The following is a 25176-nucleotide window of genomic DNA, read 5'->3' as shown; positions in this document are numbered from 1 at the left end:
ATGGAAAAAATCAGTTCTCTGATTAATTACCTCATCGGGATTGTCCTGATGTGGTTTGGACGTCACACACCACAGGATATCGCTTTTATGGTGGGCTCTGGCGTTGCTGTGTTAACGATGTGCATCAATGTCGCAACCTTTTTTATCAACTGGTATTACCGCCGCAAAACCTACGAGCTGCAGCAGCGCAACGTTAAGGGGCTGAATTTTGAGCCAGACCGCTAAGCGATGTGCCGTCGTCGCCGTGCTGGCCATGGCCGCACTGCTACCGCAAATCAAGATGCTAAAAACCTCCGAAGCCGGACTCAGGCTGATTGCTGATGCCGAAGGGTGCCGCACGTCACCTTATCAGTGCAGCGCCGGCGTCTGGACTAATGGCATTGGCCATACGCAGGGCGTTACGCCTGCCAGCGTGGTGAACGAGCGCCAGGCGGCAGTCAACCTGGTTTATGACGTCATGCGCGTTGAGCGCGGCATTGATCAGTGCATGACACGTGACATGCCCTCCGAGGTCTACGACGCGGTGGTGTCCTTTGGCTTTAACGTCGGCGTACATGCCGCCTGTAACTCCACGCTGGCGGGCTTCATTAACCGTGGCCGCTGGCGCGATGCCTGCCTGCAGCTCAGACGCTGGGTCTATGTCAAAGGGACGTATAACGCCGGGCTGGATAACCGTCGCCAGCGTGAAATGGCCTGGTGCCTGAAGGGGGCAGGATGATGCGACTGATGGTGTTTGCGATCGTGACGTTACTTGCGGCACTGGGGGCCGGCGGCTGGCGTCTCAGCGTCATCGAGGCGCGGCTGGACAAGGCACAGCACAAGGCCGCGGCGCTGGCCGCCGACCTGAGCAACCGGGAGAAGGCCATCGATCAACTCAACCGGGACAGTCAGGCCAGCCGAAAACGTGAGGCCGAACTGCGGCTACAGCAAAACCAGGCCAGCGCTCAGGCGCTGAACCGCGAAACGACAATCAGAAGAGAAACCGATGCGAATCCCGCTTTACGTGCCTGGAGTGCGACTGCTTTGCCTGCTGACGTTATCCGGCTGCACAGCCGTCCCGCCTTCAGCAATGCCCGAGATTATCTGGACTGGCTGTCCACGCGTGACCAGTTGCCCCATCCCGGAGAACCGCCTGCAAACGCAGGGTGATTTGGCGGCAGATAACCGCCAGTTAGAGGCTGCGCTCGCATCGTGCGGGTTGCAGGTAGAGATGATTAAAGCGTGCCAGGAGCAGCATGATGTTGAAAGCAACCCAACTCCGTCAGGTGCTGATAAACAGCGTTCCGCTGCTACAGCAAAATCCTGACAACCTGACCATCAATATTCAGTCCGGCAGTCTGGTCTCCACCCTCGCCAGCTCGCTGTCGTTTGAATACCACTTTCAGCTGGCTGTCGTCATTACTCAGTATGCCGACGATATTGATCTGATCATGGTGCCTGTGCTGGCCTGGCTGCGGGAAAACCAGCCCGACATCATGGTGTCGGAGGAAAAACGCCGCACCGGCTTTACCTTCACGCTCGATGCCACGGGCGAGGGGAAGCACACCGTGACGGTCACGCTCCAGCTGACCGAACGTGTCTGGGTTGAGCAGCAGGAGGGCGGATTACACATCACGCATCTGCCGGAACCTGCGCTGCCAGAAAACGATGCGCGGCCCTGGCAGTTGTATATCAAAGGCAAGCTGGTCAGCGAATGGAAGGCATAGCCACTGCCGCTGTTGCTGAGGCGCTGTTTAGTCATTTCTGAGTAAACAGCATTCGATTGCTGCTTTTCTCCTGCAACGTGAAACTATTGCCATGAACGAGCAAATATTAGAAATCAAGCGCTTGCTGCGCAACATGGTCCGCATCGGTACTGTCTCCGACGTCAATCTGGAGGCGGGCACCTGCCGTGTAAAGACCGGTGATAACACCACTGACTGGCTGCACTGGCTGACAGCCCGGGCGGGACGCACCCGTACCTGGAATGCCCCTTCGGTTGGCGAGCAGGTGTTGATCATGAGCCTGGGCGGCGAGCTGAACAGCGGCTTTGTTTTGCCCGGTGTGTTTTCGGATGCCAGCCCGGCGCCATCGGCCTCTGCGGATGCGCTGCACTGCTCCTTTCCCGATGGGGCGGTTATTGAATATGAGCCCCAGACCGGCGCGCTAAAAGCGGAGGGGATCCAGACTGCCACTCTCAAGGCGGCCGTTAAAATCCTGCTGGATACGCCCGAGGTGGAGTGCACAACGTTACTTAAAACCGCCACGCTGGAAGTCACCCAGGGCGGCACGATGAAGGGCGACGTATCGCACAGCGGCGGCAGTTTCGCCTCCAATGGCAAAGTGCTGCATACGCACCAACATCCGGGCGACAGCGGTGGGACAACAGGAGCGCCATTATGACAACAGCACGCTACAGCGGTATGAGCCGCGAAACGGGTACGACGCTGGAAGAGCTGGATCACATCCGACAATCCGTGCGCGACATTTTAACCACGCCACTCGGGTCGCGGGTGATGCGCCGTGATTATGGCTCGCTACTGTCGGCGCTGATTGACCAGCCGCAAAACGACACGCTGCGTCTGCAAATCATGTCGGCCTGTTATATGGCGCTGCTGCAGTGGGAGCCGCGCATCAGCCTGAGCGGCATCAATTTTGAGTCTGCGTTTAACGGCGGGATGGTGGTGGAAATCACCGGCAACCGTGCGGATACCGCGCAGGATTTTTCGTTAACCGTCCCTGTGAGTTGAATCATGCCTACTATCGACCTGAGCCAGCTGCCTGCGCCAAATGTGGTGGAAACGCTGGACTATGAAACGCTGCTTGCGGAACGCAAGGCGACATTGATTTCGCTCTATCCTGCTGACCAACAGGCGTCGGTTGCCCGCGTACTGGCGCTGGAGTCGGATCCGCTGGTGAAGCTCCTGCAAGAGAACGCGTACCGGGAAGTTATCCTGCGCCAGCGCGTTAACGAGGCGGCAAAAGCGGTGATGGTTGCCTGGGCCAACGGTAGCGATCTGGATCAACTGGGCGCGAATAACGGCGTGACGCGGCTGGTACTGACCCCTGCAGATCCCACCGCCACGCCGCCTGTTGAAGCCGTAATGGAGCGCGACGAAGATTTTCGCGCCCGCATTGCTGCCGCCTTTGAGGGGCTGAGTGTGGCAGGGCCATCGGGTGCCTATGAGTTTCATGCGCGCAGTGCCGACGGACGTGTCGCCGATGCTTCTGCCATCAGTCCGTCTCCTGCCAGCGTCACCATTACCGTGCTGTCACGCGAAGGCAATGGCGTGGCGGATAACGATCTGCTGGCAATCGTGGATGCCGCCCTGAACGATGAAGATGTACGGCCGGTCGCCGACCGCGTCACTGTTCAGTCGGCTCAGATTGTGGATTATCGCGTCGAGGCCACGCTGTACCTCTATCCCGGCCCCGAAGCCGAACCTATTCGCGCTGCCTCAGAAGCAAAACTGCAGGCGTTCGTGAACACCCAGGCACGTTTGGGCCGCGATATCCGTAAGTCTGCGCTTTACGCCGCCCTGCACGTCGAAGGCGTACAGCGTGTCGAACTGGCGCAGCCGACTGCGGATGTGGTGCTGGATAAAACCCAGGCGGCGTTCTGCACCGGTTATCAGATCACGGTAGGAGGTTCTGATGAGTAAACGCCTGCTGCCCACCGGATCTTCGGCACTGGAAGTGGCGGCGGCGGAAGCCTGCGCAACGCTGGAGGCCATCCCTGCGCCGATGCGCATGTTGTGGAATGCTCAGACCTGCCCGGTCGAGCTGCTGCCTTATCTGGCCTGGGCCTGGTCGGTTGACCGTTGGGATTCAGGCTGGAGCGAAAGCACCAAGCGCAGCGTGGTTGCCGCATCGGAATACATCCATAAGCACAAGGGAACGATTGGATCGCTGCGCCGTGTGGTGGAGCCGCTTGGCTATCTAATCCGCATCAAGGAATGGTGGAACACCAACGAAGCGCCGGGCACGTTCCGCCTGGACGTGGGCGTGCTGGAAACCGGTATCACTGAGGCCATGTACAACGAGCTGGAGCGATTAATTGCCGATGCCAAGCCGGTCAGCCGTCATCTGACGGGGTTATCCATCAATCTGGACAGCACCGGCACCGTTCCTGTTGCGGCCACCAGTTACAGTGGCGATGAGCTTACCGTTTATCCCTATACACCTGAAGTTATCACCGCAGGCGGTTCCGGTTACACCGGCGCAGCGGTCCATCTTATTGACCTGACGGAAGTGAGAGCATGACAACGAAATATTTTGCCATACTGACCAATCAGGGCGCGGCTAAGCTGGCCAATGCTGCGGCCCTGGGTACCCAACTGCAAATCACCCAAATGGCGGTGGGGGATGGCGGCGGCACTTTGCCCACGCCCGATCCTGCACAGACCAAACTGGTCGGCGAAAAGCGACGCGCCGCGCTGAATTCACTGAAGGTGGATGCGGCGAACGCTAGTCAGATTATTGCTGAGCAGATTATCCCTGAAGGCGAAGGTGGCTTCTGGATCCGCGAAATTGGCCTGTATGACGCCGATGGCGTTATGGTTGCGGTGGCAAACTGCGCTGAGACTTACAAGCCACAACTTCAGGAAGGCAGCGGCCGTACCCAGACCGTGCGCATGATTCTGATCGTGAACAGCATCAGTGCCGTCACATTAAAGATTGATCCTTCGGTGGTACTGGCCACGCGCCAGTATGTGGATGACAAAGTCATCGAAGTGAAAGCCTATACCGACGACGTGATGAAGAAGCATGTCGATGCGGCAAACCCTCATAGCCAGTATCTGCAAACGGCTAAAGCGCTGGCAGAGATTAAAGATGCGGGGCTGGTGGCGGAGGTTCTCAAAAACCTCGGTTTTGTAGAAGCGGTTCAAAATGAAATTTCGCGCTCCCGAGGCGTTAAACAATTCACGAGTAACGGCAAGTTCCAGGTCCCGGATGGCGTAAGCACTGTCTACTTATCCGGATGTGCTGCTGGAGGCGGCGGGGGCGGTGGCGGTTGCCGTACAAACACCAGTGAGTTTGGCGGTGGCGGCGGTGGCGGCGGTGGCGGTGGCGCTGGACAGTCAGTTATTAAGCGCGCCATAACAGTTAAGCCTGGAGAAATGATCGATGTAGTCATCGGGGCTGGTGGTGCCGGTGGAACCACGTCAGTAAACTCCGATGGCAAAGCTGGAGGAGTTGGTGGCAATACTGTTTTTGGCAATTATTTGACCCTCATCGCCGGTCAGGGTGGAGACCCTGGTGGTGGTGGTTCAGCGCAGTATGGTGGGGCTGGCGGGGGAGGTTATCCTCGCGGAAGCACTGGAAATGATGGAGCAGGAACAACGGGCTCGACGATTGGAACAGGTTGCGGCGGCGCAGGCGCATCATGTCCATTCGGTGGAGGCGGTGGCTCCGTTCGCTCATCTTCCGCAGGTAGTGCTGGAGGCCAAAATGGTTACGTTGGCGATGGTTATGGTGCTGGCGGTGCTGGCGGGTCAACAGGAATAAACGGTAAAGGGGCTGTGGGGCAGCCAGGTTTAGTCATAGTCGAATGGTAATTGGGAAAAAACAATTTTTTCTCACAAGAATTTAATAACCCTGAAGAAATAATCCGGCCAGAAATAATTAAAAACATTCAATCTTTCCATGGTTGATTTTTAATTTATATCTTTTTAAGGGTTATTTTTAAAAATATACTTCAGCATAAGTTTATTAACGCAATCCATAACAGTTGAAGCCATAACGTAGAATCATTTACTAATCATTTTATAAGCATCTTTTTGATATTTATGATATTTAAATTAAGACCCGCTGCCGCGGGTCTTTTTCCGACGTGGTGTTCATTTCCTGGGCGGCACGAACATACCTTTTACATACTCCCAACCTTCTTCAGGCTTAACTTCACATTCTGTGATATCAACCCACTGAATAGAAGGGTGGAACAATTCCGTTATATCATCTTCCGTTGAAAATATTTCTCTTACTGTGTTTTTTTCAATTCGCGCATATTTTTTCATGCATATTCCTCAATGATAATAATTCCATCGCCACCGCCTCATTCAAACGCATCAGGATCATCAGAGTCTGCAATTGGTAATTACCTGGAAGATACCGCTAAACTACCGTCTCATACGATTTTTGGTACGGTAGCAAGTGGCAGACGTCACGATAGTTGAACAGAAGAAAACAGTATTATTGGCCGAGGTGACAACGATTATCGCCACCTCTGGTGGATGCTCAGGCAGGAGCTACATTGATGCCAATGTGCCAGGGCTGACAGAATGGCAGCTTTACCGCTACAAATTGACTAAAGTCGATACCAGTAACGCACCAATTATTAACTCGCTTGCTCGACCGAAGGTGTAGGCCATTTGATATCGGGGGCTTTTGATGTATCGATACGCATCAGCAGTACCCGATATTTTTTCCATTCTGTCAGTAGCGTGATTTCTACATCTGTAGCTATACCCAGATCAACGACATCTTGCAGCGGGGATATCGCGTTACCTGCTGCTGATAACAACGTAGTTCTCCGTAGCTCAGCATCAGCTATCAGGTCTATCGACTTTTGTACTGCAGCAGCATCTGTCATAGCCCAAGCCTTACTGGTAATATCCCATGAATAATATTTATCGGGACGCGGTTGAGAAATTTTGAATTCGTCAGCAACTAGATAAACCACGCGGCTACTATTTATTGCATTAAGAAAACTAGCATATTGCCCATCATCTATTGCCTGAACATCTGAGGGTAAATCGTTGACTACTGCGTTTTTCTCGTAATTATCATCGTAGAATGATTGAGTACTAACTGAAAATCTCATGTGATGCCCTCTTTTAATAACCAATTACAAGATATGAGCCAGTCATCGATGCGTTTGGTGTCCGGCATTGAAAACCAAAATTTCCGTGAGTTTTTGACTTAACCATACTGCGCTGAACCACCACCACCGGGTCTCCACCCTGACCGGCGATGAGGTCAAATAATTGCCAAAAACAGTATTGCCACCAACTCCTCCAGCTTTGCCATCGGAGTTTACTGACGTGGTTCCGATGACTACATCGATCATTTCTCCAGGCTTAACTGTTATGGCGCGCTTAATAACTGACTGTCCAGCGCCACCGCCACCGCCGCCACCGCCGCCACCGCCAAACTCACTGGTGTTTGTACGGCAACCGCCACCGCCCCCGCCGCCTCCAGCAGCACATCCGGATAAGTAGACAGTGCTTACGCCATCCGGGACCTGGAACTTGCCGTTACTCGTGAATTGTTTAACGCCTCGGGAGCGCGAAATTTCATTTTGAACCGCTTCTACAAAACCGAGGTTTTCACGAAACAAATCCCTGGCCCCTGTAACCTGCACAATGGCAAACTCCCCACCTTTTACCAGAGGAAAAACGATGCTGATTGGCTATGTCAGGGTGTCAACAAATGACCAAAATACCGATTTACAACGGAATGCCTTGCAGAGTGCAAATTGTGAACAGATTTTTGAGGATAAAATCAGCGGTAAGACCAGCGAACGACCAGGCCTAAAGCGGGCGCTCAGGACGTTAAAAGAAGGCGATACTCTGGTGGTGTGGAAGCTGGATCGGCTTGGCCGCAGCATGCGTCATCTGGTCATGCTCACTGAGGAGCTGCGTGAACGCGGAGTCAATTTCCGTAGCCTGACAGACAGCATCGACACCAGTACGCCGATGGGGCGTTTTTTCTTTCATGTGATGGGCGCCCTGGCGGAAATGGAGCGTGAATTGATCGTTGAACGCACGCGAGCGGGCCTCTCCGCTGCGCGAGAAAAAGGACGCATTGGTGGGCGGCGGCGCATTATGACGCCGGACGTCGTGGAGCGGGCAAAAAGAATGCTGACGAACGGCGCCACACGTTACCAGGTGGCACTGGTGCTGGATATTTCTGTCAAAACCCTGTATCGCTATCTTCCAGTCAACGCCGCTAAACCCACTGATCACAGCAGTAACTAACAGGAATAAGCGATGTCATTTGCCGTGCGTTTTTACGATCGTGCCGACCGGGCTGATATTCGCAAAATCCATATGGACGCTCATCTGCAGTGGCTGGAAAGCGTCAGGTCAGGCGTACTGATTGCGGGCTCCCTCAGAGAGCATGCCACGGCCCATCCCGATGATGCGTTATGGATTGTGGAAGCCGCATCCAAAGAAGCCGTTGAAACCCTCCTGAAGCAGGACCCGTTCTGGCAAGAGGGGCTGCGTCAAAACGTGAATATCCGGCTCTGGAGTAAGGCTTTTGACAGCCCTGTTACCCTGTAAATTATCGCCGCTGTTTAGCCACGCGCCAGCAAACCGCAATCGCATGCATCCTTTCTGCTGACCTGACACTCTGAGCACACCCTCAACACGGAGTGCTACAGATGTCTGATTTTCATCACGGTGTCCGCGTCGTCGAAATTAATGACGGCACACGCACCATCTCGACTGTTTCAACCGCCATTGTTGGCATGATCTGCACCGCAGAAGATGCTGATGCAACGGCGTTCCCTCTTAACACACCTGTTCTGCTGACCAACGTGCAGGCGGCCATCGGCAAAGCCGGTACCCAGGGCACCCTGGCGGCCGCGCTGCAGGCGATTGCTGACCAGGCGAAGCCGGTAACTGTCGTGGTTCGCGTAGCAGAAGGCGCGAGTCAGGCGGAAACCACCTCTAACCTGATTGGCTCGACAGACGCGAACGGTAAATACACCGGCATGAAGGCGCTGCTCAGCGCGCAAACTCAGCTGGGTGTTAAGCCACGTATTCTGGGCGTGCCAGGGCTGGATTCGCTGGAAGTAGCGACCGCGCTGGCCAGCATTGCGCAGCAGCTGCGTGGCTTTGCTTACGTGTCCGCCTGGAACAGCAAAACCATCTCTGATGCCATGAAGTACCGCGAAAACTTCAGCCAGCGTGAGCTGATGGTCATCTGGCCAGACTTTATTGCCTGGAACACCGCGACCAGCAAATCTGAAATGGCTTATGCCACCGCACGTGCGCTGGGCCTGCGCGCCAAAATTGACAACGATACGGGCTGGCATAAAACCCTGTCCAACGTGGGCGTCAATGGCGTAACCGGCATCTCTGCAGACGTTTTCTGGGATCTGCAACAGACTGGCACCGATGCCGATCTGCTGAATGAGAAGTGCGTCACCACGCTAATCCGCAAAGACGGCTTCCGTTTCTGGGGCAACCGCACCTGTAGCGACGATCCGCTTTTCGCGTTTGAGAACTACACCCGTTCAGCGCAGGTGCTGGCCGATACCATGGCGGAAGCGCACATGTGGGCCAACGATAAACCGCTGACGCCAGTGCTGGTACGCGAAATCATCGCTGGCATCAACGCGAAGTTCCGTGAACTGGTCAGCGCTGGTTATCTGCTGGGGGCGAACTGCTGGTACGACGAAAGCGCGAACGATAAAGAGAGCCTTAAGGCGGGCAAACTGTTTATCGATTACGACTACACGCCGGTGCCCCCGCTGGAAGATCTGACGCTGCGTCAGCGCATCACTGATACCTATCTGGCGAACTTCGCCGCATCCGTAAACAGCTAAGGAGCCGGATAAATGGCACTGCCACGTAAACTCAAGGGGTTAAACCTCTTTAATGATTCAAACAGCTATCAGGGCATTGTAACCGCCGTTACGTTGCCGAAGCTGTCACGCAAGCTGGATACCTATCGCGCAGGCGGCATGAACGGCGCCGCGTTTATCGATAACGGCCTGGACGATGCGGCGCTTGATATGGAGTGGACGCTGGGCGGTATGGATGAGCTGGTACTCAGCCAGTGGGGCGCAACGGCCAACGTTCCGTTACGTTTTACCGGTTCTTATCAGCGCGATGACACCGGCGAAGAAATTGCCGTTGAAATTGAAGTGCGCGGTAAGCACCAGGCGTTTGACTTCGGTGAAGCCAAGCAGGGTGAAAACGCCGAAACCAAAGTCACCAGCAAAAATACCTATTTCAAACTGACCTGGAATGGCAAAGAGCTGATTGAAATCGACACCGTCAACATGGTGGAGAAGGTCAACGGCGTCGATCGTCTGGAACAGCGCCGTAAAAATCTCGGCCTGGTGTAATAACAAAGGCCAGCGCGTTCTGCGCTGGCCCCTCTTGATTGAGATGGAGAAAAAATGGAACAGCTGGATAAGCCGGAACAGAAAGACAACCTGGTGGTGCTGGAAAGCCCGATTTCACGCGGTGATGTAGTGATCGCCCAGGTCGAGCTGGTCAAACCGAACGCCGGCGCACTGCGCGGTGTACGACTGGCCGAGCTGGCCTCGTCCGATGTGGATGCGCTGTTGATGGTGCTGCCCCGCATCACGATGCCTTCGCTGACCAAAGCGGAATGCAATGCGCTGGACCCGGTTGACCTGATTGCCCTGGGCGGCAAGGTGATTGGTTTTTTGTCAGCGAAATCGGCCACGTAAGCTGGCCCCGCGATATGACGGTCAATGATCTGATGGCCGATATTGCCAGCGTTTTTCACTGGCCCCCCTCAGAAATGTATCCCATGTCGCTGGAAGAGTTACTCGACTGGCGGCATAGAGTGATGATCCGCAGTGGAGTAACCTCAGATGAGTAACACGCTCAAGCTGCAAGTGCTGCTGGAAGCGGTTGATCGGGCGACGCGCCCGTTCAGTGCCGTGCGTAAAGAAACAGAAAAACTGTCTGCGGATATCCAGGAAACGCAGGACCACCTGGATGCGCTCAACGCTAAATCCGCGCAGATTGAAGGGTTCCGTGCGACGCGCAAAGAACTGACGCTGACCCAGCAAAATCTTAAAAATACCCGGGCAGAAGCGGCAGCACTCGCCATTCAACTTAAAAACACCCAAAACCCCACCGCGGAACAAACGCAGGCGCTGGATAAGCTGCGTCAGTCGGCTAACGCGCTGCAGCAAAAAAATATCCAGCTGCGTCAGTCGGTACAGGAGCAACGCCAGGCGCTGAATGACGCCGGGATTTCCACGCGCCGGTTGAGCAGTGAGCGCCGGAAGCTGAATCAACAAGCCGAGCAGACGACATCCACCCTCAATGCGCAGGGTCAGTCCATGGATCGGCTAAATCAACGTCAGGACAAGCTCAACCGCATACGCGATCGCTACCGTGCCGGCATGGCGCTGGCAGATAACGTGCAAAGTGCCAGTTCGAAGGCCAAAGACTTTGTTGAGAAGGGCCGAAAAGTCATTGATTACCTGTCACCTGCAAATGAGATTGTGCAAGCCCGCGCGGCGATTACGCAATCGGGTGGCTCATCGGGTGAGGCAAAAGCTGCAGCACCGGCAGTAGCTAACCTTGCAAACGCGACGCAACGCAGCATGCAAGAAAGCGCGTCTTTGGTGCTCAATATTAAAAACGCGTTCGGCATTGCAGATGACCAGGTTGGTCAGTTAGGCGACGTGCTCTCATCGACCTTTGCCAATAAAACAACCGATTTTGCCGCGCTTAAGACGGCGATGGTCGCCGTAGGGCCAGCCGCGAAGGACGCCGGTGTAAGCGTCGGTCAGACCGTGGCCATGATGGGCGTGCTGGCAGAAAACGGCATGACGGGCAGCCAGGCCGGTGCTGGCGTCAGCGCCATGTTGACGCATGTTCAGGCACCGGACGCCAGCGCAGACAGCGCACTGAAAGCGTTGAATGTGCAAACCGCTGACGACCAGGGCAACAACCAGCCCATTTTCGCGGTGCTCGGTCAGGTACAGGCGGCGTTTGAGAAAAACAAACTCGACGCAGCTCAACAAGCCTCTTATCTGCAGGCCATTTTTGGTGAACAGGGCGCCGCCCCTGCCGCAGTGCTGATGAAGGGCGCAGCCAGTGGCCGACTGGATCAGCTGTCTCAGGCGCCCGCTGCCCAGCCGCCAGCCGCAGACGCGTCGGTTGATACCAGCCTGCAGGCCATCAGCCAGGATGGCTTGTCCGTTCAGTCCGTCCTGACCGGCGTCATGAATATCAATCCCCAGCTCTCGGACAGCCTGCTGACGCTGGCGGCCGGTGGGCTGACGTTGGTGGATTCCCTGGCCAGCGTGGGGAACATTGCCCGGCCTGTCATTAGCGGGCTGAGCACCATCATGGCGGGTGTGGAGCTGCTGGGCAGCGCGTTTGCCATCATCGGTGGCGCGATTACGGCCACGCTGGGGGCGATTACGCTACCGGTGGTCTTGCTTGGCGCGGCTATCGCGGCGGGCGCCATGTTGGTTTACCAATATTGGGAACCAATTAGCGCTTTTATCAGCGGCGTTGCTGAAGGTTTCAGCGCGGCGATGGGGCCGATCAGCGACGCGTTCGCGCCGCTGAAGCCGGTATTTGACTGGTTCAGTAACAAAGTGTCCGAGCTGGGCGCCTGGTTCTCGAAGCTGCTGGAACCCGTGAAGTTTTCTCAGCAGGAACTGGCTTCAGCAGGGGAGATGGGACAGCGCTTCGGCAACATGCTGGCGACAGCACTGAAATTGCCTGGTGAAGCCCTTAACCAACTGCGGGGCGGCATTGACTGGGTACTGGGCAAACTTGGCATCATCGATGAGAAATCTGACAAGGTGAAAGACAAGCTGCCACCGCCCAAAATGCGCGAGCAGGATGACGAGGATGAGGATAACGCGGATGCCCGTCCGGCTGCCTCTCGCGCCAGCCTTAACAGCACGCTCAATCAGCCTTTGCCCTCGGTTAACAATTCAAACGTGGATAACCGTCAGCACACCGTAACCAACAACATCTATGCGACAGGCGACCCCCAGGCGATTGGACAGGCCGTTGCACAGTATTCCACGGCATCGCCGTGGTCCACGGCTGATAGCAGCTATAACTCCATGTTTAGCCGGGATTAATTCACCATGATGATGATATTAGGCATGATGCCGTTTGTACGGCAAACCCTTCCCTTCGACAATCTGAAGCATGACGTGGGCTATCGCTGGGCGAAAAACAGTCGCGTGGGGCGACGTGAGTCGACCCAGTTTTTGGGTGCCGGTGACGATAAAATCACCCTGTCTGGCGAGCTCCGGCCTGAAATCACCGGCGGCAATGTCACGCTGCTGGCACTGAAGGCGATGGCCGATGAAGGCCTGGCGTGGCCGCTGATTGGCGGCAATGGCATTATTTACGGCATGTTTGTCGTAACAGATTTCTCGGCCACGCATACGGAATTTTACAGCGACGGCAGCGCGCGCAAGATTGGCTTTACCCTCAGCCTGCTGCGGGTTGACGATTCGCTGACCAGCATGTTCGGCGACTTAAAAAGGCAGGCGGAAGAACTGCAAAACCGGGCCAGTGAAGCAGCGCAACGGGTGGGTTCTGTCATCAACAGCGTTACCTCTGCGCTGAGCGGAGGGCGCTGAGATGAGCGATATCGCCCCGATTCCGGTGCCTCTGCGCGTTGCGCCGACGCCGGACTTCAATATCAAAATTGAGACGAAGGATAAAACGGAAGATATTCGCCCACGGCTGATTTCTCTGAAGTTAACGGATAACCGTGGCTTGCAGGCCGATCAACTGGAGCTGACACTGGACGACAGCGACGGCCAGTTGGTCATGCCGCCTTTTGGCGCAAAAGTCGCCCTGGAGATTGGCTGGAAAGGACAGCCGCTTGCAAATAAAGGCATCTACCTCATTGATGAGGTCACCTACCAGGGCGCGCCGGACACGATAACGGTGGTCGCCCGAAGCGCCGATTTTAGCGGTTCGCTCGATGTTAAAATCACTGATTCATATCCAGACATGACGGTTGGCGAGGCCGTGGAGAAAATCGCGAAACGTAACAACCTCAAGTGGAAAGTTTCGCAGGAGATAGCTAAGAAAAAGATTAAGCATCTCGATCAAACGCAGGAAACGGACGGCACATTTATTACTCGTCTGGCTATGCTGGTTGGTGCGGTGGCGACAATTAAAAAAGAAATGCTGCAGTTCTTTGCCCCCGGGCAGGGCGTGACCGTGAGCGGAAAGCCGATTTCACTCCTGAATCTGAACCGACAGGATGGCGATAAGTATGAGTACAAATTGTTTAAGCGCGACGATTACAGTGGCGTAGAAGCAAAATGGTACGATCAGAAAAAGGCGCAGCAGAAAGGGGTAACCGTCAACACGATACCGCCAGCAACACCGGCGGTGAACCCTGTCCATCCCGCGGCCAAAAATATCCCCACAATCGGGCAACAAGACCCGGGAAAAACCTATGTTTTTGGCAGCAATAAGAAGCTGTATGTACTGAATACGCACTTCAGTAGCCAGGAGGAAGCAGAGGAGGCGGCTAAGGCAAAGTGGCAGGAACTGCAACGCAACCGGGCTACGCTGAAGATCCTACTGGCGCTGGGTGCTGCGGAGTTGATTCCTGAAACGCCGGTCAAAGCTCAAGGTTTTAAATCGGTCATCGATAATCAAAAATGGCTGATTACCAATATCGTGCATACCCTCGATATAAGTGGCTTTACCACCCAGTTGAACCTGGAGCTTATGATCGAAAACGTGGACTACATCTTAGTAGAAAATCAAGCTGGTTAGATTAAGTCTAATTATTGTTGCTTTTTGTTTAGCCTTTGGCTAATGTTGCACTATGCCAGAGAGGAGAACAACTATGATGCATTGCCCAAAATGTCAGACCGCCGCCCATACGAAAAGCAGCCGTTACGTTTCGAAAGAGACGAAAGAACGTTATCACCAGTGCCAGAACATTAACTGCAGTTGTACCTTTAAAACCCTGGAGAGCGTATCCGGGATTATCGTCGAACCGGCGCAGATTAATACCGTGCCGGTGATGGCGAAAGGCAGCAATAACCCGTCACCGCAGCTGCTGTAAGCCCAACCCGCGAAAGCGGGTTTTTTTATGGCTGCGGCCTGGATGGGATCGCTGGGAGATCAGGCTGAAGGCCAGCGAGCCTTTGACGTTTAAGGGCGCGACAGCGACCTCTGGGAGTGCTGTTAATAACTGTACGGTGGTGAGGACAGGGGCCCTTGGGGACACTGGCAATTACTGTACGGAATAAAAAGATTTCACTGATATGAGTCAGGCAAAACAGGCTTCCGGTGAAGAGAGAAAAAGCGTGGCGATTTTCGCCATAAGAAAACGTAGGGGTGATAAAGTATTTTGGTACTAAGAGTAAGTCCGTGCTGGGATTTGAATTCGGTATGCGAATTCCCTTCTTCCAAAGGGAAGAAGGGAAAGGGCCGGAATTAATGAACGCTATCTGTAAATTTGCTATCGATCATCACCAGCCCCGACGCTGTTTGCACAAAACGCGGCGCGGTTAAGTCATCAGTCATGATGTTAATCATCTGGAATAACAAGCCGGTGATGTGTTTCTGCAAGTCTGTGGAAGCCGGCTGATTCAGCAACACTAACGTCAATGCGCTGCAATATTGTCGCATCTCTTCCGAATCTATCGAACAACCGCTGCGACAGGCTTTGTCATTACCTTTCTCCAGCGTCAGGCGTTTAATCAGGTGTTCTGGCAGTGGCTGGTCTAACAGAACTTTCAATACTTCCAGTGCAGCGAGCAGACGGCCGCACAGTGCCATACGAGCGGTGATATCGTGACATTCCACCAGGGCATCGACATAGTGGCTACATGCCTCCAGCACCTGAAAGAGATCGTGCGTCGTGCCGAGCGGTGTTTTCAAAAGGGTTGATACTGCCGGTTCGATAACTGGTTGAATGTCCACGATTTCATAATGAGTGGTTGTGTTACTATTGGTATTAGCCATAGCGTTGTTTCCTTTAGAGTGAACGTTGTGGTCAGACGCTCCGGTATGTGTTGCATCACTGCCGGGGCGTTGCTCTCATAAAAGGCCTCATGTTAGTGTGGTCTTTTAAAGGATTAAAATGAGGGAATAGGTCAGTACATGTCAATTATAATGCGTGAAAAAAAACCAAAAGGTGGAGGCAAGTCCCCACAATTTCAAATGCGCATTGATCCCGCCTTGAAAAAACAGCTCGATGCGGTTGCAACCGAAGAAGGAATTAGTCTGGCAAGCTGGCTGAAGAATCTGGCGAGAGAGGCGTTAAAGGCAAGGGGAATTGAGCCGGAGGGGTGAGTTTGTACGTGAAATATTGAGTTAATTATATGTGTGGTAAATGAAAAAAAGCTAAATTTCGCTATTGTGAAGTTTTTAATTTGGCCATTACAAGTTTGATAAAATAGCTGAGGCTTTGATGGAGTTGTGAGTAAATGAAGCTTTTTATTGTATGGTTACTGCAATCTTTTTTCTATCTTGTACCGATTATAGTCAGTGTTGTTGGTGCTTATTTTATTGTGCGATTCGTTCCATTTTACCCAATGGGGTTTGTGGTTGCCTGGGTCGGTTTCGTTGCTTATTTTTATATAAGATACAGTAAGTGGGTTTAACCTCAACCGTATAATCTTTTTCATGGCGATTTTCAAAACACCATGAAGTTTCAATATTTATCTGTAATATGATGTTCAGTGAATCGGGACTTACCCATATTGACTTGCTCAAAGTAAATAATCAGGATGTAAGGTCCTTATAAATGAATGAGCAATCTAAGTTGTACGCTTACAAGATTAGCTATGAGATAACATTCAAATAAAATAAGATTGCCAGAAAGAAGAGCAGACTACGATAATGGACGAGACAGAAAAAGCAGTACTCGATCTTGTTGAGACTTACAATGGTCGAAGCATATTTACCTTTAAGCGGTATCCGCTCAAACATAATACCGATCTTAATGAAGATTTTCGAATGGACCCGTTAGATGCCTATGATTTACTAGAGGAATTCACAGAGAAATTTTCGATTAATTTAGATGAAATAAATTTCACTCGCTATTTTCCTGAAGATAATGGCAAAGCAGAAAAGGCGTTGACCATTCAATTACTGATTGACTCGGCCCGAGCAGGTCACTGGACGGATGAAGAAAAATCAAAAACAGAAAATACCTTACCCTCAAACTCAGACAGGAAAATAATGAAAAAGGGAAAAAATAAGACGATTTATATTTTAGCAGTCATTATATGTTTTCTGATTCTTCCGGAAATAATGGTTCGTACACTAACCCCAGAACAACTCGTCAGACTCAGCGATTTCACAAGCCTGGGCGGGATTTTTAGCCATCTCCTTTCGTTAATGTTTTTTCTCGGTATAACATCGATTTTGCTGGGCATTGTCGCTATCTGTCTGGCAAAAAAAATCTACCGATATTTTGTCAGGTTAAAAAAATAGCATACCTGCTGTACGCTCTGTATGCGTTACCAACGCACTGAGAGCAAAATTTTGCCAAAGCTGAAAACGTTGAGCGAAAGCAATCCAGGAAAGCGTATAGGATCTGCGGACCTGTTTTACAGTGGCTGGTCCGCGCAAACTCATGGGGGAAATGTGAGTAGGTCAAAGTGTGCCATTCTTAGCGTAATGTGAGGTGTAATACGTTATTCCGCCCTTACAGGATGCGGACGAGTTGGGCATCGCCATGGAGAGCGAGAAAGCGCTACTGGAGCAATGGAGAACCTACCGCGTGGAGACCTTAACGGCACCGGATATTAGTTGGCCGGGAAAGCCTAAACAGAAACATCCCCGTTACAGCGGGGACTATCAGGAAAATTTTAGAGGCGGGAAGGCTTAATTTTGCCATTCAATCATCTCATCCAGCCGTTTTAAAATATCTGGGAAGTAGCTCTCATTGATGCCGAAATCACCTTTCACCTGAGCGCTGTCAGCATGCGCTTCAGGACGAAGGTCATATTCAATAATTACACCCTCTTCGCCGGTTACTTTCCTGATTATCATATTCAGTTGATGGCACTGGCTTTGAAACACGAAAGGCTTTATCTCTCTTTGAGCAATTAAAGCGTTATGGTGCGCTGCAAATTGCTCACGTAGTTCCAGTAGCTCACCTACCGTAAATTCAGTTTGAAACTGTGCTTTCAGGCCAGGAACAGAAAATTCAACAAAAGATTTTATCCAGTCCCAGCGATGATGTTCAGGGTCAATGTCGTTATCGACCACTCTTTCAAAAGGAGAAACCGTAAACGTAAATTTCTCGTCTTTAATATCAAACATTGATGCGTTCCTGTCGGTTTTTAAAAATACATAAAGTGGGTGATTGTCCAGTCGGACTCTCTTACCACAACTTCGAGTGTGTATTTTTTATACTCAGTAGTGGCCTTCTTACGATAAAGCTTGTACATCTCAATTTCGTATCTGTACAGGCCTTTAACTTTCCAGGGATCGGCCGTTCGCTTACCAAAACGAATAGCTTTTTCCTGAATATGTAAAGGAACATACCGACCCGTTTCATACATGTGCTTAGCAGCCGTTTCGGTCATTTTCAGGTTGCGTACAGATAAGCCGAGTTTAAACCGGGCGCGCAAAAATGAAATAGTCCCCTGGCCCAGCTTTGCTGTAATCGCTGTTCGCGTACCCGCTTCAAATAAAGCACGGCCAGTGCGGAGAATGCGGAAAACACCAAAAGCAATCAGTGCAATATCAGTGGGATCGAACAACGGCGTTTCAAGCGGAGCCTCTTCAAGCCGGACAAAATGGCCCTGTGCATCATAAATTTGCCAGAGGCCGGGAGCCTGAGCCACGGTGTAGCCGATACACATACCGCTTGTTTCATCAAGCACCGGCTGAGCATTGCGTGGTAGATGTTGTGGCCTGAGCTCAAAAAATTCTCCGGGGGGCAATCTTGACTCAAAAGTGTAATACCGTCCAGGTTCCTGCCTTTCTGCTCTTCCTGAGATCATTCTCGTTCCCTCTTTTTGATGATGGCTGTTCATAGTGCCACAGGAAGACAAAGCGATCATTCCCCAGTAAATGTCTGATCATTCTTCAATAAACCCCAATTGTATAAATGGCATCGCCTGACCTGACACTCTGAGCACATCCATTTTACGGGGGGCATCAGATGTCTGATTACTGTCACGGTGTCTGCATCGTCGAAATCATGGATAGCACGCGCACCATTTCCATCATCTCTACCGCGATTATTGGGCTGGTCTGTACCGCCTGGGACGCCGACACTACCGCTGAATACGCCGGTATTGTTTGCTAACGTGTAGGGTGGTATCGCCAAAGCCGGGGCAAAATGCACGTTAGCAGGCGATTGTCGACCAGGCCAAATCGGTTAATGTCTTGGTGCGCGTTGCCATGGGTGCGACCGAAGCGGAAACCATCTCAAGCATCATCGGTACCACTTACGAAAACGACCAGTACACTGTAATGAAAGTCCGGTTAAGCGCAGAATCAGCTCGGCGTACCGGGCCTTAACTCGCTGGAAGTGGCGATCGCGCTCGCCAGGATCGCGTAGCAGGTGCACCTTCAAAACGTACGAAAGCATAGCGGGGATGCTCATCTCGCCGGGCCAGACTAATAAGGTGCCGATTTTTACGCATAACGACAGAAGGTAATCGTTACTTCACTGAAAGCTCGCGAAAGTATGCTTTTTGTATCTGCGTTCAAAAAGAACGAATAAAGTCATGTGATGCTTTTGTGACGCTGGCCTATAGAAACAAAAAAGCCACCCTCGCGAGGTGGCTTAACTGCATGATTTTAATCACTAAATCTGGTGGCCCCTGCTGGGTTTGAACCAGCGACCAAGCGATTATGAGTCGCCTGCTCTAACCACTGAGCTAAGGGGCCAATGGAGCGGGGATTATAAAGTATCTGTTCGGGGCAATCCAGCGTTGTTCGGCTGGTTGCTGAAATAAGCAGCAATGTTTTACTTGCTGATAACTATGATAAAACCGCCAAAAACGCTACGCTGATACGCAGCGTCGTCGCATGCGCGGTGAAGCGCGATTGTCTTATCGGGCTTAACAGTAGGAAAGACAGCCGCGATCACGACATTGCTCCGCAAATAAGCGTTAACCACTGGCAAGATTATGACGAATACGGATTCTTTGCGTGAGCGGCCCAGGACGCAGCGCAAAGCCAGGAGGCCTCATGAGCGAACACAACATCACCGATATCATTGCACCGGACCTGAACGTCCTCTTCTGCGGCATTAATCCCGGTCAGTCGACCGCGTACACCGGCTATCATTTTGCCCATCCCGGCAATCGCTTCTGGAAGGTGATTCACCTGGCAGGGTTTACGGTGCAGCAACTGAAGCCGGAAGAGGAGCAGCGCTTACTGGAGACCGGCTGTGGTATTACAATGCTGGTCGAGCGCCCGACCATCCAGGCAAATGAACTGGCCAGTGATGAGCTACGTGATGGCGGTCAGCGGCTGATGGACAAGGTTCTATGCTATCAGCCTGCCGCGCTGGCTATCCTGGGCAAAGATGCCTTTAAACGCGCGTTTCGTCAGAGCAAAGTGGAATGGGGCGAGCAGCCGATCTACATGGGGAAAACCCAGGTGTGGGTGTTGCCGAATCCCAGCGGATTAAACCGGGCCTCACTGGAAGAGATGGTGGCGCTATATCGCCAGATGTACGAGGCGTTACAGCTGCGGCGTTAATGGTGGCGGTTTGCGGGAAAAGGGCAGGGCAGCAGACATAAAAAACCCCGGCGAACCGGGGTTTTAAGGGACTTAGTCGTCGAGGAAGCTACGCAGCACTTCCGAGCGGCTCGGGTGGCGCAGTTTACGCAGGGCTTTCGCTTCAATCTGACGAATACGCTCACGGGTAACGTCAAACTGTTTGCCCACTTCTTCTAACGTGTGGTCGGTGTTCATATCGATACCGAAACGCATGCGCAGCACTTTGGCTTCACGCGCGGTCAGGCCAGCCAGCACGTCGTGGGTCGCAGAACGCAGGCTCTCAGAGGTCGCAGAGTCCAGCGGCAGCTCCAGCGTGGTGTCTTCGATAAAATCACCCAGATGTGAATCTTCATCATCACCAATCGGCGTCTCCATAGAGATAGGCTCTTTGGCAATCTTCAGCACTTTGCGGATCTTATCTTCTGGCATCAGCATACGCTCAGCCAGTTCTTCTGGCGTCGGCTCACGGCCCATCTCCTGCAGCATCTGGCGCGAAATACGGTTGAGTTTGTTGATGGTCTCAATCATATGCACCGGAATACGGATGGTACGCGCCTGGTCAGCGATAGAACGGGTAATCGCCTGACGAATCCACCATGTGGCGTAGGTCGAGAACTTGTAGCCGCGACGGTATTCAAACTTATCAACCGCTTTCATCAGACCGATGTTACCTTCCTGAATCAGATCCAGGAACTGCAGACCACGGTTGGTGTATTTCTTGGCGATTGAAATCACCAGACGCAGGTTAGCTTCAACCATCTCTTTCTTCGCGCGGCGGGCTTTCGCTTCACCGATCGACATCCGACGGTTGATGTCTTTCACCTGCTCGATGGTCAGGCCGGTTTCTTCTTCAATCTGTGCCAGCTTCTGCAGCGAACGCATCACGTCATCCTGCACGTCCAGCAGTTTTTCAGACCATGGCTTGTTCATCGCCAGTGCGGCTTTGAACCAGCTCTCGTTGGTCTCGTTACCGGTGAACAGCGTAATGAAGTTTTTCTTCGGCATTTTGCACACTTCAATACACAGCTTCATGATCAGACGCTCCTGGGTACGGACACGTTCCATCATTTCGCGCATGTTGTTCACCAGGTAGTCGAACTGCTTCGGTACCAGGCGGAACTGTTTGAAGACGTCAGACAGGTTCTGGATCTCAGCGACAGAGGCCGCATGGCTGCGTCCTTTGCTCTTGATCACATCGCGCGTCGTTTCGTATTGCGTACGCAGGTCAGAGAACTTCTCGCGCGCCAGTTCCGGGTCGATAGAGTTATCGTCGTCAGAGCTGTCGTCGTCGCTCTCTTCGTCGTCATCGTCGTCGTCATTACGATCTTCTTCGGACAACTCAGAACCGACGTGGGTGGCGGTCGGTGCCAGGTCTTCTTCTGCGTTAGGATCGACAAAGCCAGTGATAAGGTCTGACAGACGCGACTCACCGGCTTCAACACGATCGTACTGATCCAGCAGGTAGGTAATGGCTTCCGGATATTCAGCAACGGAACACTGAACCTGGTTGATACCGTCTTCGATACGCTTCGCGATGTCGATTTCGCCTTCGCGGGTCAGCAGTTCAACGGTACCCATTTCACGCATGTACATGCGAACCGGGTCGGTGGTGCGGCCAATTTCAGATTCAACGCTGGATAATACCTGAGCGGCAGCTTCCGCGGCATCTTCGTCAGTATCGGAGCTGTTTTCATTCAGCATCAGATCGTCGGCGTCCGGGGCTTCTTCAACCACCTGGATGCCCATGTCGTTAATCATCTGGATGATGTCTTCGATCTGATCGGAGTCGACGATATCTTCCGGCAGATGGTCATTGACCTCAGCATAGGTCAGATAGCCTTGCTCCTTACCACGGGTGACAAGAAGCTTGAGCTGTGACTGCGGGTTTTGCTCCATAAGACGGTATCCACACTTCTGTTAATTAGATTGGTGTCGGTCGGCAGCGAGCCAACAATAACATTGAAGGCATTTCGTTCTCGCCGCTGCCTTCGTCGCGGCCTGGGCTTTGCCCATTAGTAATCGGCACTTAAGCCGCAAATTTTATGTCGGGCCTGGCTTACTCGCCATTTTTGCCTCTGACAGTGCTCGTCATCCTCACGTACATCAGTACGCTCCGGTGACTGCACGCTTTCAGCGACAAAACTTGCTTCGACGCCGACGGCCCGAGGGCGGAAGCTGGCTTACTCGCCATTTTTGCCTCTGACAGTGCTCGTCATCCTCACGTACATCAGTACGCTCCGGTGACTGCGCGCTTTCAGCGGCAAAACCTGCTTCAACGCCAATAGCCCGAGGACGGAAGCTGGCTTTCACAACATTTTTGCCACTGGCGGTACTCGTCATCCTTACATAGCGGAGATAACGGTTCGCTTACCGCGGCAAAACCTGCTTCGCCCTGAATAACTAAACCTGCCGCTCCGGTTACGGGCAGCAGCAGGTAGGGTAACCTGTTACTTTTTCGCGAAGGCCTGGCTCAGTGTCCAGAGCTCGCGACGTTCATCGGTGCTGAGTCCATGGGTGCGTTCTCGCGCAATCAGGAACTCCAGTCGTTCTTCCAGAGCCGCGTCATAAATACTGGCCAGGGAATCCTGGAACACCGCTTCGCTCTCTTCATCCACTATCATGTGGTTCCACACGGCCAGTGTTTCAAGCGTTTGGCTAAAATTTGTTCCGCGATATAACTCTAGTAGCTGACCGGTGGTCAATCCAGGATTCTCGTTACAGCGCTTCACTAATTCAATAAATAGCGGTAAACCGGCTATTTTTGACTCGGCCAGCCCATCCAGTGCAGGGACCAGACTTGCCAGTTGTGGATTCTGAATCAGCAACGCCACCAGTACGCGCATTGTGGTGCGTTTCAGCGGCGGAGCAACCGGTGCGCTTGCGCCCTGTGCCTGTTTAGGCATCAGCTTTTCAAGCTGCGCATCATCCAGAATACCGAGTTTGTTTCCCAGTTCCTGACGCAGATAAATGCGTAACGTTTCACCGGGAATCTGCGTGATCAGTGGCAATGCCAGTGTACTTAAACGCGCTTTGCCGTCACGAGAGCTTAAATCGACCTGCGGCAACAGGCTGTCGAACAAAAACGAAGAGAGCGGCATAGCCTGCTCCATCCTCGCTTCGAATGCGACTTTACCTTCTTTGCGAACCAACGTATCCGGGTCTTCGCCGTCAGGTAAAAACATAAAGCGTAGTTGACGACCGTCATTCATGTAAGGCAATGCGGTTTCAAGCGCTCGCCAGGCGGCTTCACGTCCGGCGCGATCGCCGTCGTAACAGCAAATCACGTTATCCGTACTGCGAAACAGCAACTGAATATGTTCAGCCGTGGTCGATGTACCCAGTGAGGCAACCGCGTAGTCCACGCCGTATTGCGCCAGGGCAACGACATCCATATAGCCTTCCACCACTAACAGGCGTTTCGGTTCAGGATGATTTTTTAAGGCTTCATACAGGCCATACAGCTGACGACCTTTATGAAAAACAGGCGTTTCGGGCGAGTTAAGATACTTCGGCGTATCATTACCCAGCACGCGGCCGCCAAAGCCGATAACGCGGCCTCGCTTATCGCGGATGGGAAACATCACGCGCTCGCGAAAGCGATCGTAAACCCGGCCTTTGTCATTACTGACCAGCATGCCCGCTTCCATTAATGACTCGCGATCTTCCGGCTGCTTACCAAAGCGTTTGAGAACATTGTCCCAACCGGCGGGGGCATAACCTATCGCGAAATGATTAATGATATCGGCGCTCAGGCCGCGATGTTGAAGATAATCGCGCGCTGACTGGGCACTGGATTGCTGCAAACTCTGCTGATAAAAACCGTTAAGGTTGTCCATCAGTTGGTACAGGCTCTGGCGCTGATGGCGTTCCATCGGGCTGGGCCCGTTACCCGCTTCGTAAGGGACATCTAACCCGTGAGAAGTGGCTAACTCTTCGATACTTTCAACAAACTCCAGACGATCGTAGTTCATCAGAAAGTCGATGGCATTACCGTGCGCACCACAACCAAAACAGTGATAAAACTGTTTTTCGCCATTTACGGTAAAAGAGGGGGTTTTCTCATTATGAAAAGGACAGCACGCATGATAATTCTTTCCCTGCTTTTTCAGCTTTACGCGAGCATCGATCAACTCCACGATGTCCGTGCGGGCAAGTAAGTCATTGATAAATACGCGTGGAATTCGTCCTGCCATAAGCCCCGTTTTTTCAGCTCATAAACGACAACAAGCCGCGCTTCCTTTCGGAAAGCACGGCCTTTTACTTGACTCGGTCTGCGTTTATCACGCTGTGGAGGCGAACCTCCGGGATATTAGTACAGACGAGTGCGGCGTGCGTTTTCGCGAGCCAGTTTTTTGGCATGACGCTTAACTGCAGATGCTTTAGCGCGCTTACGCTCGGTCGTTGGTTTTTCATAAAACTCACGACGACGAACTTCAGCCAGAACGCCTGCTTTCTCGCAAGAACGCTTAAAGCGACGCAGTGCTACGTCGAACGGCTCGTTTTCACGTACTTTAATTACCGGCATGTAACTCTCACCTCAATAAAATTCGGTTTTTCTGCTGACTGCGGCGCCAGCACATTTCAAAATGGTGCAGCATTTTACTCCAACTCGCGTCGGCTTGTAAAGCACCATGGATAATTAAGAACCAACAGGAGCGTGTGCCTGTGCGGCTGCCGGTTTTTTCCAGGGGCGGGAGTATAGCGCACTCTTTAGGCAGCAGAAAATGACTTTTTGCGTGGATTGAGTCCTCTTTTTGCACAGTGGCTATGC

Annotated in this window: 32 protein-coding genes, 1 tRNA gene and 2 pseudogenes; 25 read left to right on the top strand and 10 right to left on the bottom strand. The window is 52.6% G+C overall.

Annotated elements, in window-relative coordinates; genetic code table 11:
* From G5574_RS10590 to G5574_RS24015, 10 genes are all read left to right on the top strand, one after another.
* Positions 1-225 carry an HP1 family phage holin gene (locus G5574_RS10590; RefSeq protein WP_033739930.1) on the top strand — a complete coding sequence of 75 codons (225 nt, stop codon included), beginning with the start codon at positions 1-3 and terminating at the stop codon, positions 223-225.
* A complete protein-coding gene (locus G5574_RS10585; protein ID WP_033739928.1) occupies positions 209-718 on the top strand; it encodes a lysozyme in 510 nt (169 codons plus the stop codon). The genes G5574_RS10590 and G5574_RS10585 overlap by 17 nt, the downstream gene beginning before the upstream one ends.
* Positions 715-1149 carry an Rz-like lysis system protein LysB gene (gene lysB, locus G5574_RS23705; RefSeq protein ID WP_033739927.1) on the top strand — a complete coding sequence of 145 codons (435 nt, stop codon included), beginning with the start codon at positions 715-717 and terminating at the stop codon, positions 1147-1149. Before G5574_RS10585 ends, lysB begins: the two co-directional genes overlap by 4 nt.
* Positions 1031-1306: an Rz1-like lysis system protein LysC gene (gene lysC / locus G5574_RS23565; RefSeq protein WP_226374589.1), complete on the top strand. Its 276-nt coding sequence runs from the start codon at positions 1031-1033 to the stop codon at positions 1304-1306. The genes lysB and lysC overlap by 119 nt, the downstream gene beginning before the upstream one ends.
* A complete protein-coding gene (locus G5574_RS10575) occupies positions 1236-1706 on the top strand; it encodes a phage tail protein (protein WP_133745575.1) in 471 nt (156 codons plus the stop codon). The genes lysC and G5574_RS10575 overlap by 71 nt, the downstream gene beginning before the upstream one ends.
* A gap of 91 nt (positions 1707-1797) precedes the next feature.
* Positions 1798-2382, top strand: coding sequence for a phage baseplate assembly protein V (locus tag G5574_RS10570; RefSeq protein ID WP_033739923.1), 585 nt, complete (start codon positions 1798-1800; stop codon positions 2380-2382).
* Positions 2379-2729, top strand: a complete 351-nt coding sequence (locus tag G5574_RS10565) for a GPW/gp25 family protein (protein WP_058708656.1) — start codon at positions 2379-2381, stop codon at positions 2727-2729. The genes G5574_RS10570 and G5574_RS10565 overlap by 4 nt, the downstream gene beginning before the upstream one ends.
* Positions 2730-2732: 3 nt before the next feature.
* Entirely contained in the window at positions 2733-3641 is a 909-nt protein-coding gene (locus G5574_RS10560) for a baseplate assembly protein (RefSeq protein ID WP_033739920.1), read from the top strand.
* The gene (locus G5574_RS10555) at positions 3634-4242 is read left to right on the top strand and encodes a phage tail protein I (protein ID WP_164482597.1); all 609 of its coding nucleotides are present in this window, start codon (positions 3634-3636) and stop codon (positions 4240-4242) included. Before G5574_RS10560 ends, G5574_RS10555 begins: the two co-directional genes overlap by 8 nt.
* Positions 4239-5537, top strand: coding sequence for a phage tail protein (locus G5574_RS24015; RefSeq protein ID WP_425325402.1), 1299 nt, complete (start codon positions 4239-4241; stop codon positions 5535-5537). The genes G5574_RS10555 and G5574_RS24015 overlap by 4 nt, the downstream gene beginning before the upstream one ends.
* A 282-nt stretch (positions 5538-5819) precedes the next feature.
* On the opposite strand, the gene G5574_RS10545 is transcribed toward G5574_RS24015, so the two are convergent.
* From G5574_RS10545 to G5574_RS10535, 3 genes are all read right to left on the bottom strand, one after another.
* Complete coding sequence (locus tag G5574_RS10545) at positions 5820-5996, bottom strand: hypothetical protein (RefSeq protein WP_164482596.1); 177 nt, start codon at positions 5994-5996, stop codon at positions 5820-5822.
* Between the two features lie 320 nt (positions 5997-6316).
* The gene (locus G5574_RS10540) at positions 6317-6802 is read right to left on the bottom strand and encodes a tail fiber assembly protein (RefSeq protein ID WP_164482595.1); all 486 of its coding nucleotides are present in this window, start codon (positions 6800-6802) and stop codon (positions 6317-6319) included.
* 42 nt (positions 6803-6844) lie between these two features.
* Positions 6845-7318, bottom strand: a complete 474-nt coding sequence (locus G5574_RS10535) for a hypothetical protein (protein WP_164482594.1) — start codon at positions 7316-7318, stop codon at positions 6845-6847.
* Between the two features lie 61 nt (positions 7319-7379).
* Here G5574_RS10535 and G5574_RS10530 point away from each other — a divergent pair, with 61 nt between their 5' ends.
* The 10 genes from G5574_RS10530 (at position 7380) to G5574_RS10485 (ending at position 14769) form a co-directional block, all read left to right on the top strand.
* Positions 7380-7958, top strand: coding sequence for a recombinase family protein (locus tag G5574_RS10530; RefSeq protein WP_033739914.1), 579 nt, complete (start codon positions 7380-7382; stop codon positions 7956-7958).
* 12 nt (positions 7959-7970) lie between these two features.
* A complete protein-coding gene (locus G5574_RS10525; protein ID WP_164482593.1) occupies positions 7971-8264 on the top strand; it encodes a YciI family protein in 294 nt (97 codons plus the stop codon).
* Between the two features lie 101 nt (positions 8265-8365).
* A complete protein-coding gene (locus G5574_RS10520; RefSeq protein WP_039341968.1) occupies positions 8366-9535 on the top strand; it encodes a phage tail sheath protein in 1170 nt (389 codons plus the stop codon).
* A gap of 12 nt (positions 9536-9547) precedes the next feature.
* The gene (locus tag G5574_RS10515; protein ID WP_033739911.1) at positions 9548-10060 is read left to right on the top strand and encodes a phage major tail tube protein; all 513 of its coding nucleotides are present in this window, start codon (positions 9548-9550) and stop codon (positions 10058-10060) included.
* 54 nt (positions 10061-10114) lie between these two features.
* Positions 10115-10411 (top strand): phage tail assembly protein, encoded by a 297-nt coding sequence (locus tag G5574_RS10510; RefSeq protein WP_033739909.1) that lies wholly within the window; start codon positions 10115-10117, stop codon positions 10409-10411.
* 32 nt (positions 10412-10443) lie between these two features.
* Positions 10444-10566: a GpE family phage tail protein gene (locus G5574_RS10505; RefSeq protein WP_013027268.1), complete on the top strand. Its 123-nt coding sequence runs from the start codon at positions 10444-10446 to the stop codon at positions 10564-10566.
* Positions 10559-12805 (top strand): phage tail tape measure protein, encoded by a 2247-nt coding sequence (locus G5574_RS10500; RefSeq protein ID WP_164482592.1) that lies wholly within the window; start codon positions 10559-10561, stop codon positions 12803-12805. The genes G5574_RS10505 and G5574_RS10500 overlap by 8 nt, the downstream gene beginning before the upstream one ends.
* Positions 12806-12811: 6 nt before the next feature.
* Positions 12812-13315, top strand: coding sequence for a phage tail protein (locus G5574_RS10495; RefSeq protein WP_164482591.1), 504 nt, complete (start codon positions 12812-12814; stop codon positions 13313-13315).
* 1 nt (position 13316) lies between these two features.
* Positions 13317-14474 (top strand): contractile injection system protein, VgrG/Pvc8 family, encoded by a 1158-nt coding sequence (locus G5574_RS10490; RefSeq protein ID WP_164482590.1) that lies wholly within the window; start codon positions 13317-13319, stop codon positions 14472-14474.
* A gap of 73 nt (positions 14475-14547) precedes the next feature.
* Positions 14548-14769 carry an ogr/Delta-like zinc finger family protein gene (locus G5574_RS10485; protein WP_033739904.1) on the top strand — a complete coding sequence of 74 codons (222 nt, stop codon included), beginning with the start codon at positions 14548-14550 and terminating at the stop codon, positions 14767-14769.
* 374 nt (positions 14770-15143) lie between these two features.
* On the opposite strand, the gene G5574_RS10480 is transcribed toward G5574_RS10485, so the two are convergent.
* Complete coding sequence (locus G5574_RS10480; RefSeq protein ID WP_164482589.1) at positions 15144-15674, bottom strand: hypothetical protein; 531 nt, start codon at positions 15672-15674, stop codon at positions 15144-15146.
* Positions 15675-15812: 138 nt separating this feature from the next.
* On the opposite strand from G5574_RS10480, the gene G5574_RS10475 reads away from it, so the two are divergent.
* From G5574_RS10475 to G5574_RS10460, 3 genes and pseudogenes are all read left to right on the top strand, one after another.
* Positions 15813-16004, top strand: a complete 192-nt coding sequence (locus G5574_RS10475) for a toxin-antitoxin system HicB family antitoxin (protein ID WP_039341980.1) — start codon at positions 15813-15815, stop codon at positions 16002-16004.
* Positions 16005-16553: 549 nt separating this feature from the next.
* Positions 16554-16841 (top strand): annotated as a pseudogene (locus tag G5574_RS24010) (DUF1493 family protein); the annotation flags it as partial.
* 514 nt (positions 16842-17355) lie between these two features.
* On the top strand, positions 17356-17547 hold the full coding sequence (locus tag G5574_RS10460; protein WP_072209571.1) for a tail fiber assembly protein: 192 nt from the start codon (positions 17356-17358) through the stop codon (positions 17545-17547).
* Here the strand turns inward: G5574_RS10460 and G5574_RS10455 are convergent.
* Both G5574_RS10455 and G5574_RS10450 read right to left on the bottom strand, forming a co-directional pair.
* Positions 17544-17984 (bottom strand): WapI family immunity protein, encoded by a 441-nt coding sequence (locus G5574_RS10455; protein WP_110268417.1) that lies wholly within the window; start codon positions 17982-17984, stop codon positions 17544-17546. The genes G5574_RS10460 and G5574_RS10455 overlap by 4 nt on opposite strands.
* Before the next feature lie 20 nt (positions 17985-18004).
* Positions 18005-18703 carry a hypothetical protein gene (locus G5574_RS10450; RefSeq protein ID WP_244964684.1) on the bottom strand — a complete coding sequence of 233 codons (699 nt, stop codon included), beginning with the start codon at positions 18701-18703 and terminating at the stop codon, positions 18005-18007.
* 128 nt (positions 18704-18831) lie between these two features.
* On the opposite strand from G5574_RS10450, the pseudogene G5574_RS24005 reads away from it, so the two are divergent.
* Positions 18832-19227 (top strand): annotated as a pseudogene (locus tag G5574_RS24005) (phage tail protein); the annotation flags it as partial.
* A gap of 262 nt (positions 19228-19489) precedes the next feature.
* On the opposite strand, the gene G5574_RS10440 reads toward G5574_RS24005, so the two are convergent.
* Positions 19490-19565 (bottom strand) — tRNA-Ile (locus tag G5574_RS10440).
* Between the two features lie 303 nt (positions 19566-19868).
* Between G5574_RS10440 and mug the strand changes: the two genes are divergently transcribed.
* Complete coding sequence (gene mug, locus G5574_RS10435) at positions 19869-20384, top strand: G/U mismatch-specific DNA glycosylase (RefSeq protein WP_164482587.1); 516 nt, start codon at positions 19869-19871, stop codon at positions 20382-20384.
* 72 nt (positions 20385-20456) lie between these two features.
* Here mug and rpoD read toward each other — a convergent pair whose 3' ends face one another.
* From rpoD to rpsU, 3 genes are all read right to left on the bottom strand, one after another.
* Entirely contained in the window at positions 20457-22301 is a 1845-nt protein-coding gene (rpoD, locus tag G5574_RS10430) for an RNA polymerase sigma factor RpoD (RefSeq protein ID WP_028723590.1), read from the bottom strand.
* Between the two features lie 551 nt (positions 22302-22852).
* A complete protein-coding gene (dnaG, locus tag G5574_RS10425) occupies positions 22853-24598 on the bottom strand; it encodes a DNA primase (protein ID WP_164482586.1) in 1746 nt (581 codons plus the stop codon).
* A 116-nt stretch (positions 24599-24714) separates the two neighbouring features.
* Positions 24715-24930, bottom strand: a complete 216-nt coding sequence (rpsU, locus tag G5574_RS10420; protein WP_001144069.1) for a 30S ribosomal protein S21 — start codon at positions 24928-24930, stop codon at positions 24715-24717.
* Between the last annotated feature and the right edge of the window lie 246 nt (positions 24931-25176).

Origin of the sequence: Pantoea stewartii, assembly GCF_011044475.1 — a bacterium.
GTDB classification, from domain to species: domain Bacteria; phylum Pseudomonadota; class Gammaproteobacteria; order Enterobacterales; family Enterobacteriaceae; genus Pantoea; species Pantoea stewartii.
The sequence above is the reverse complement of the archived record's forward strand: the minus strand, read 5'-3'. Positions and strand labels throughout refer to the sequence as shown.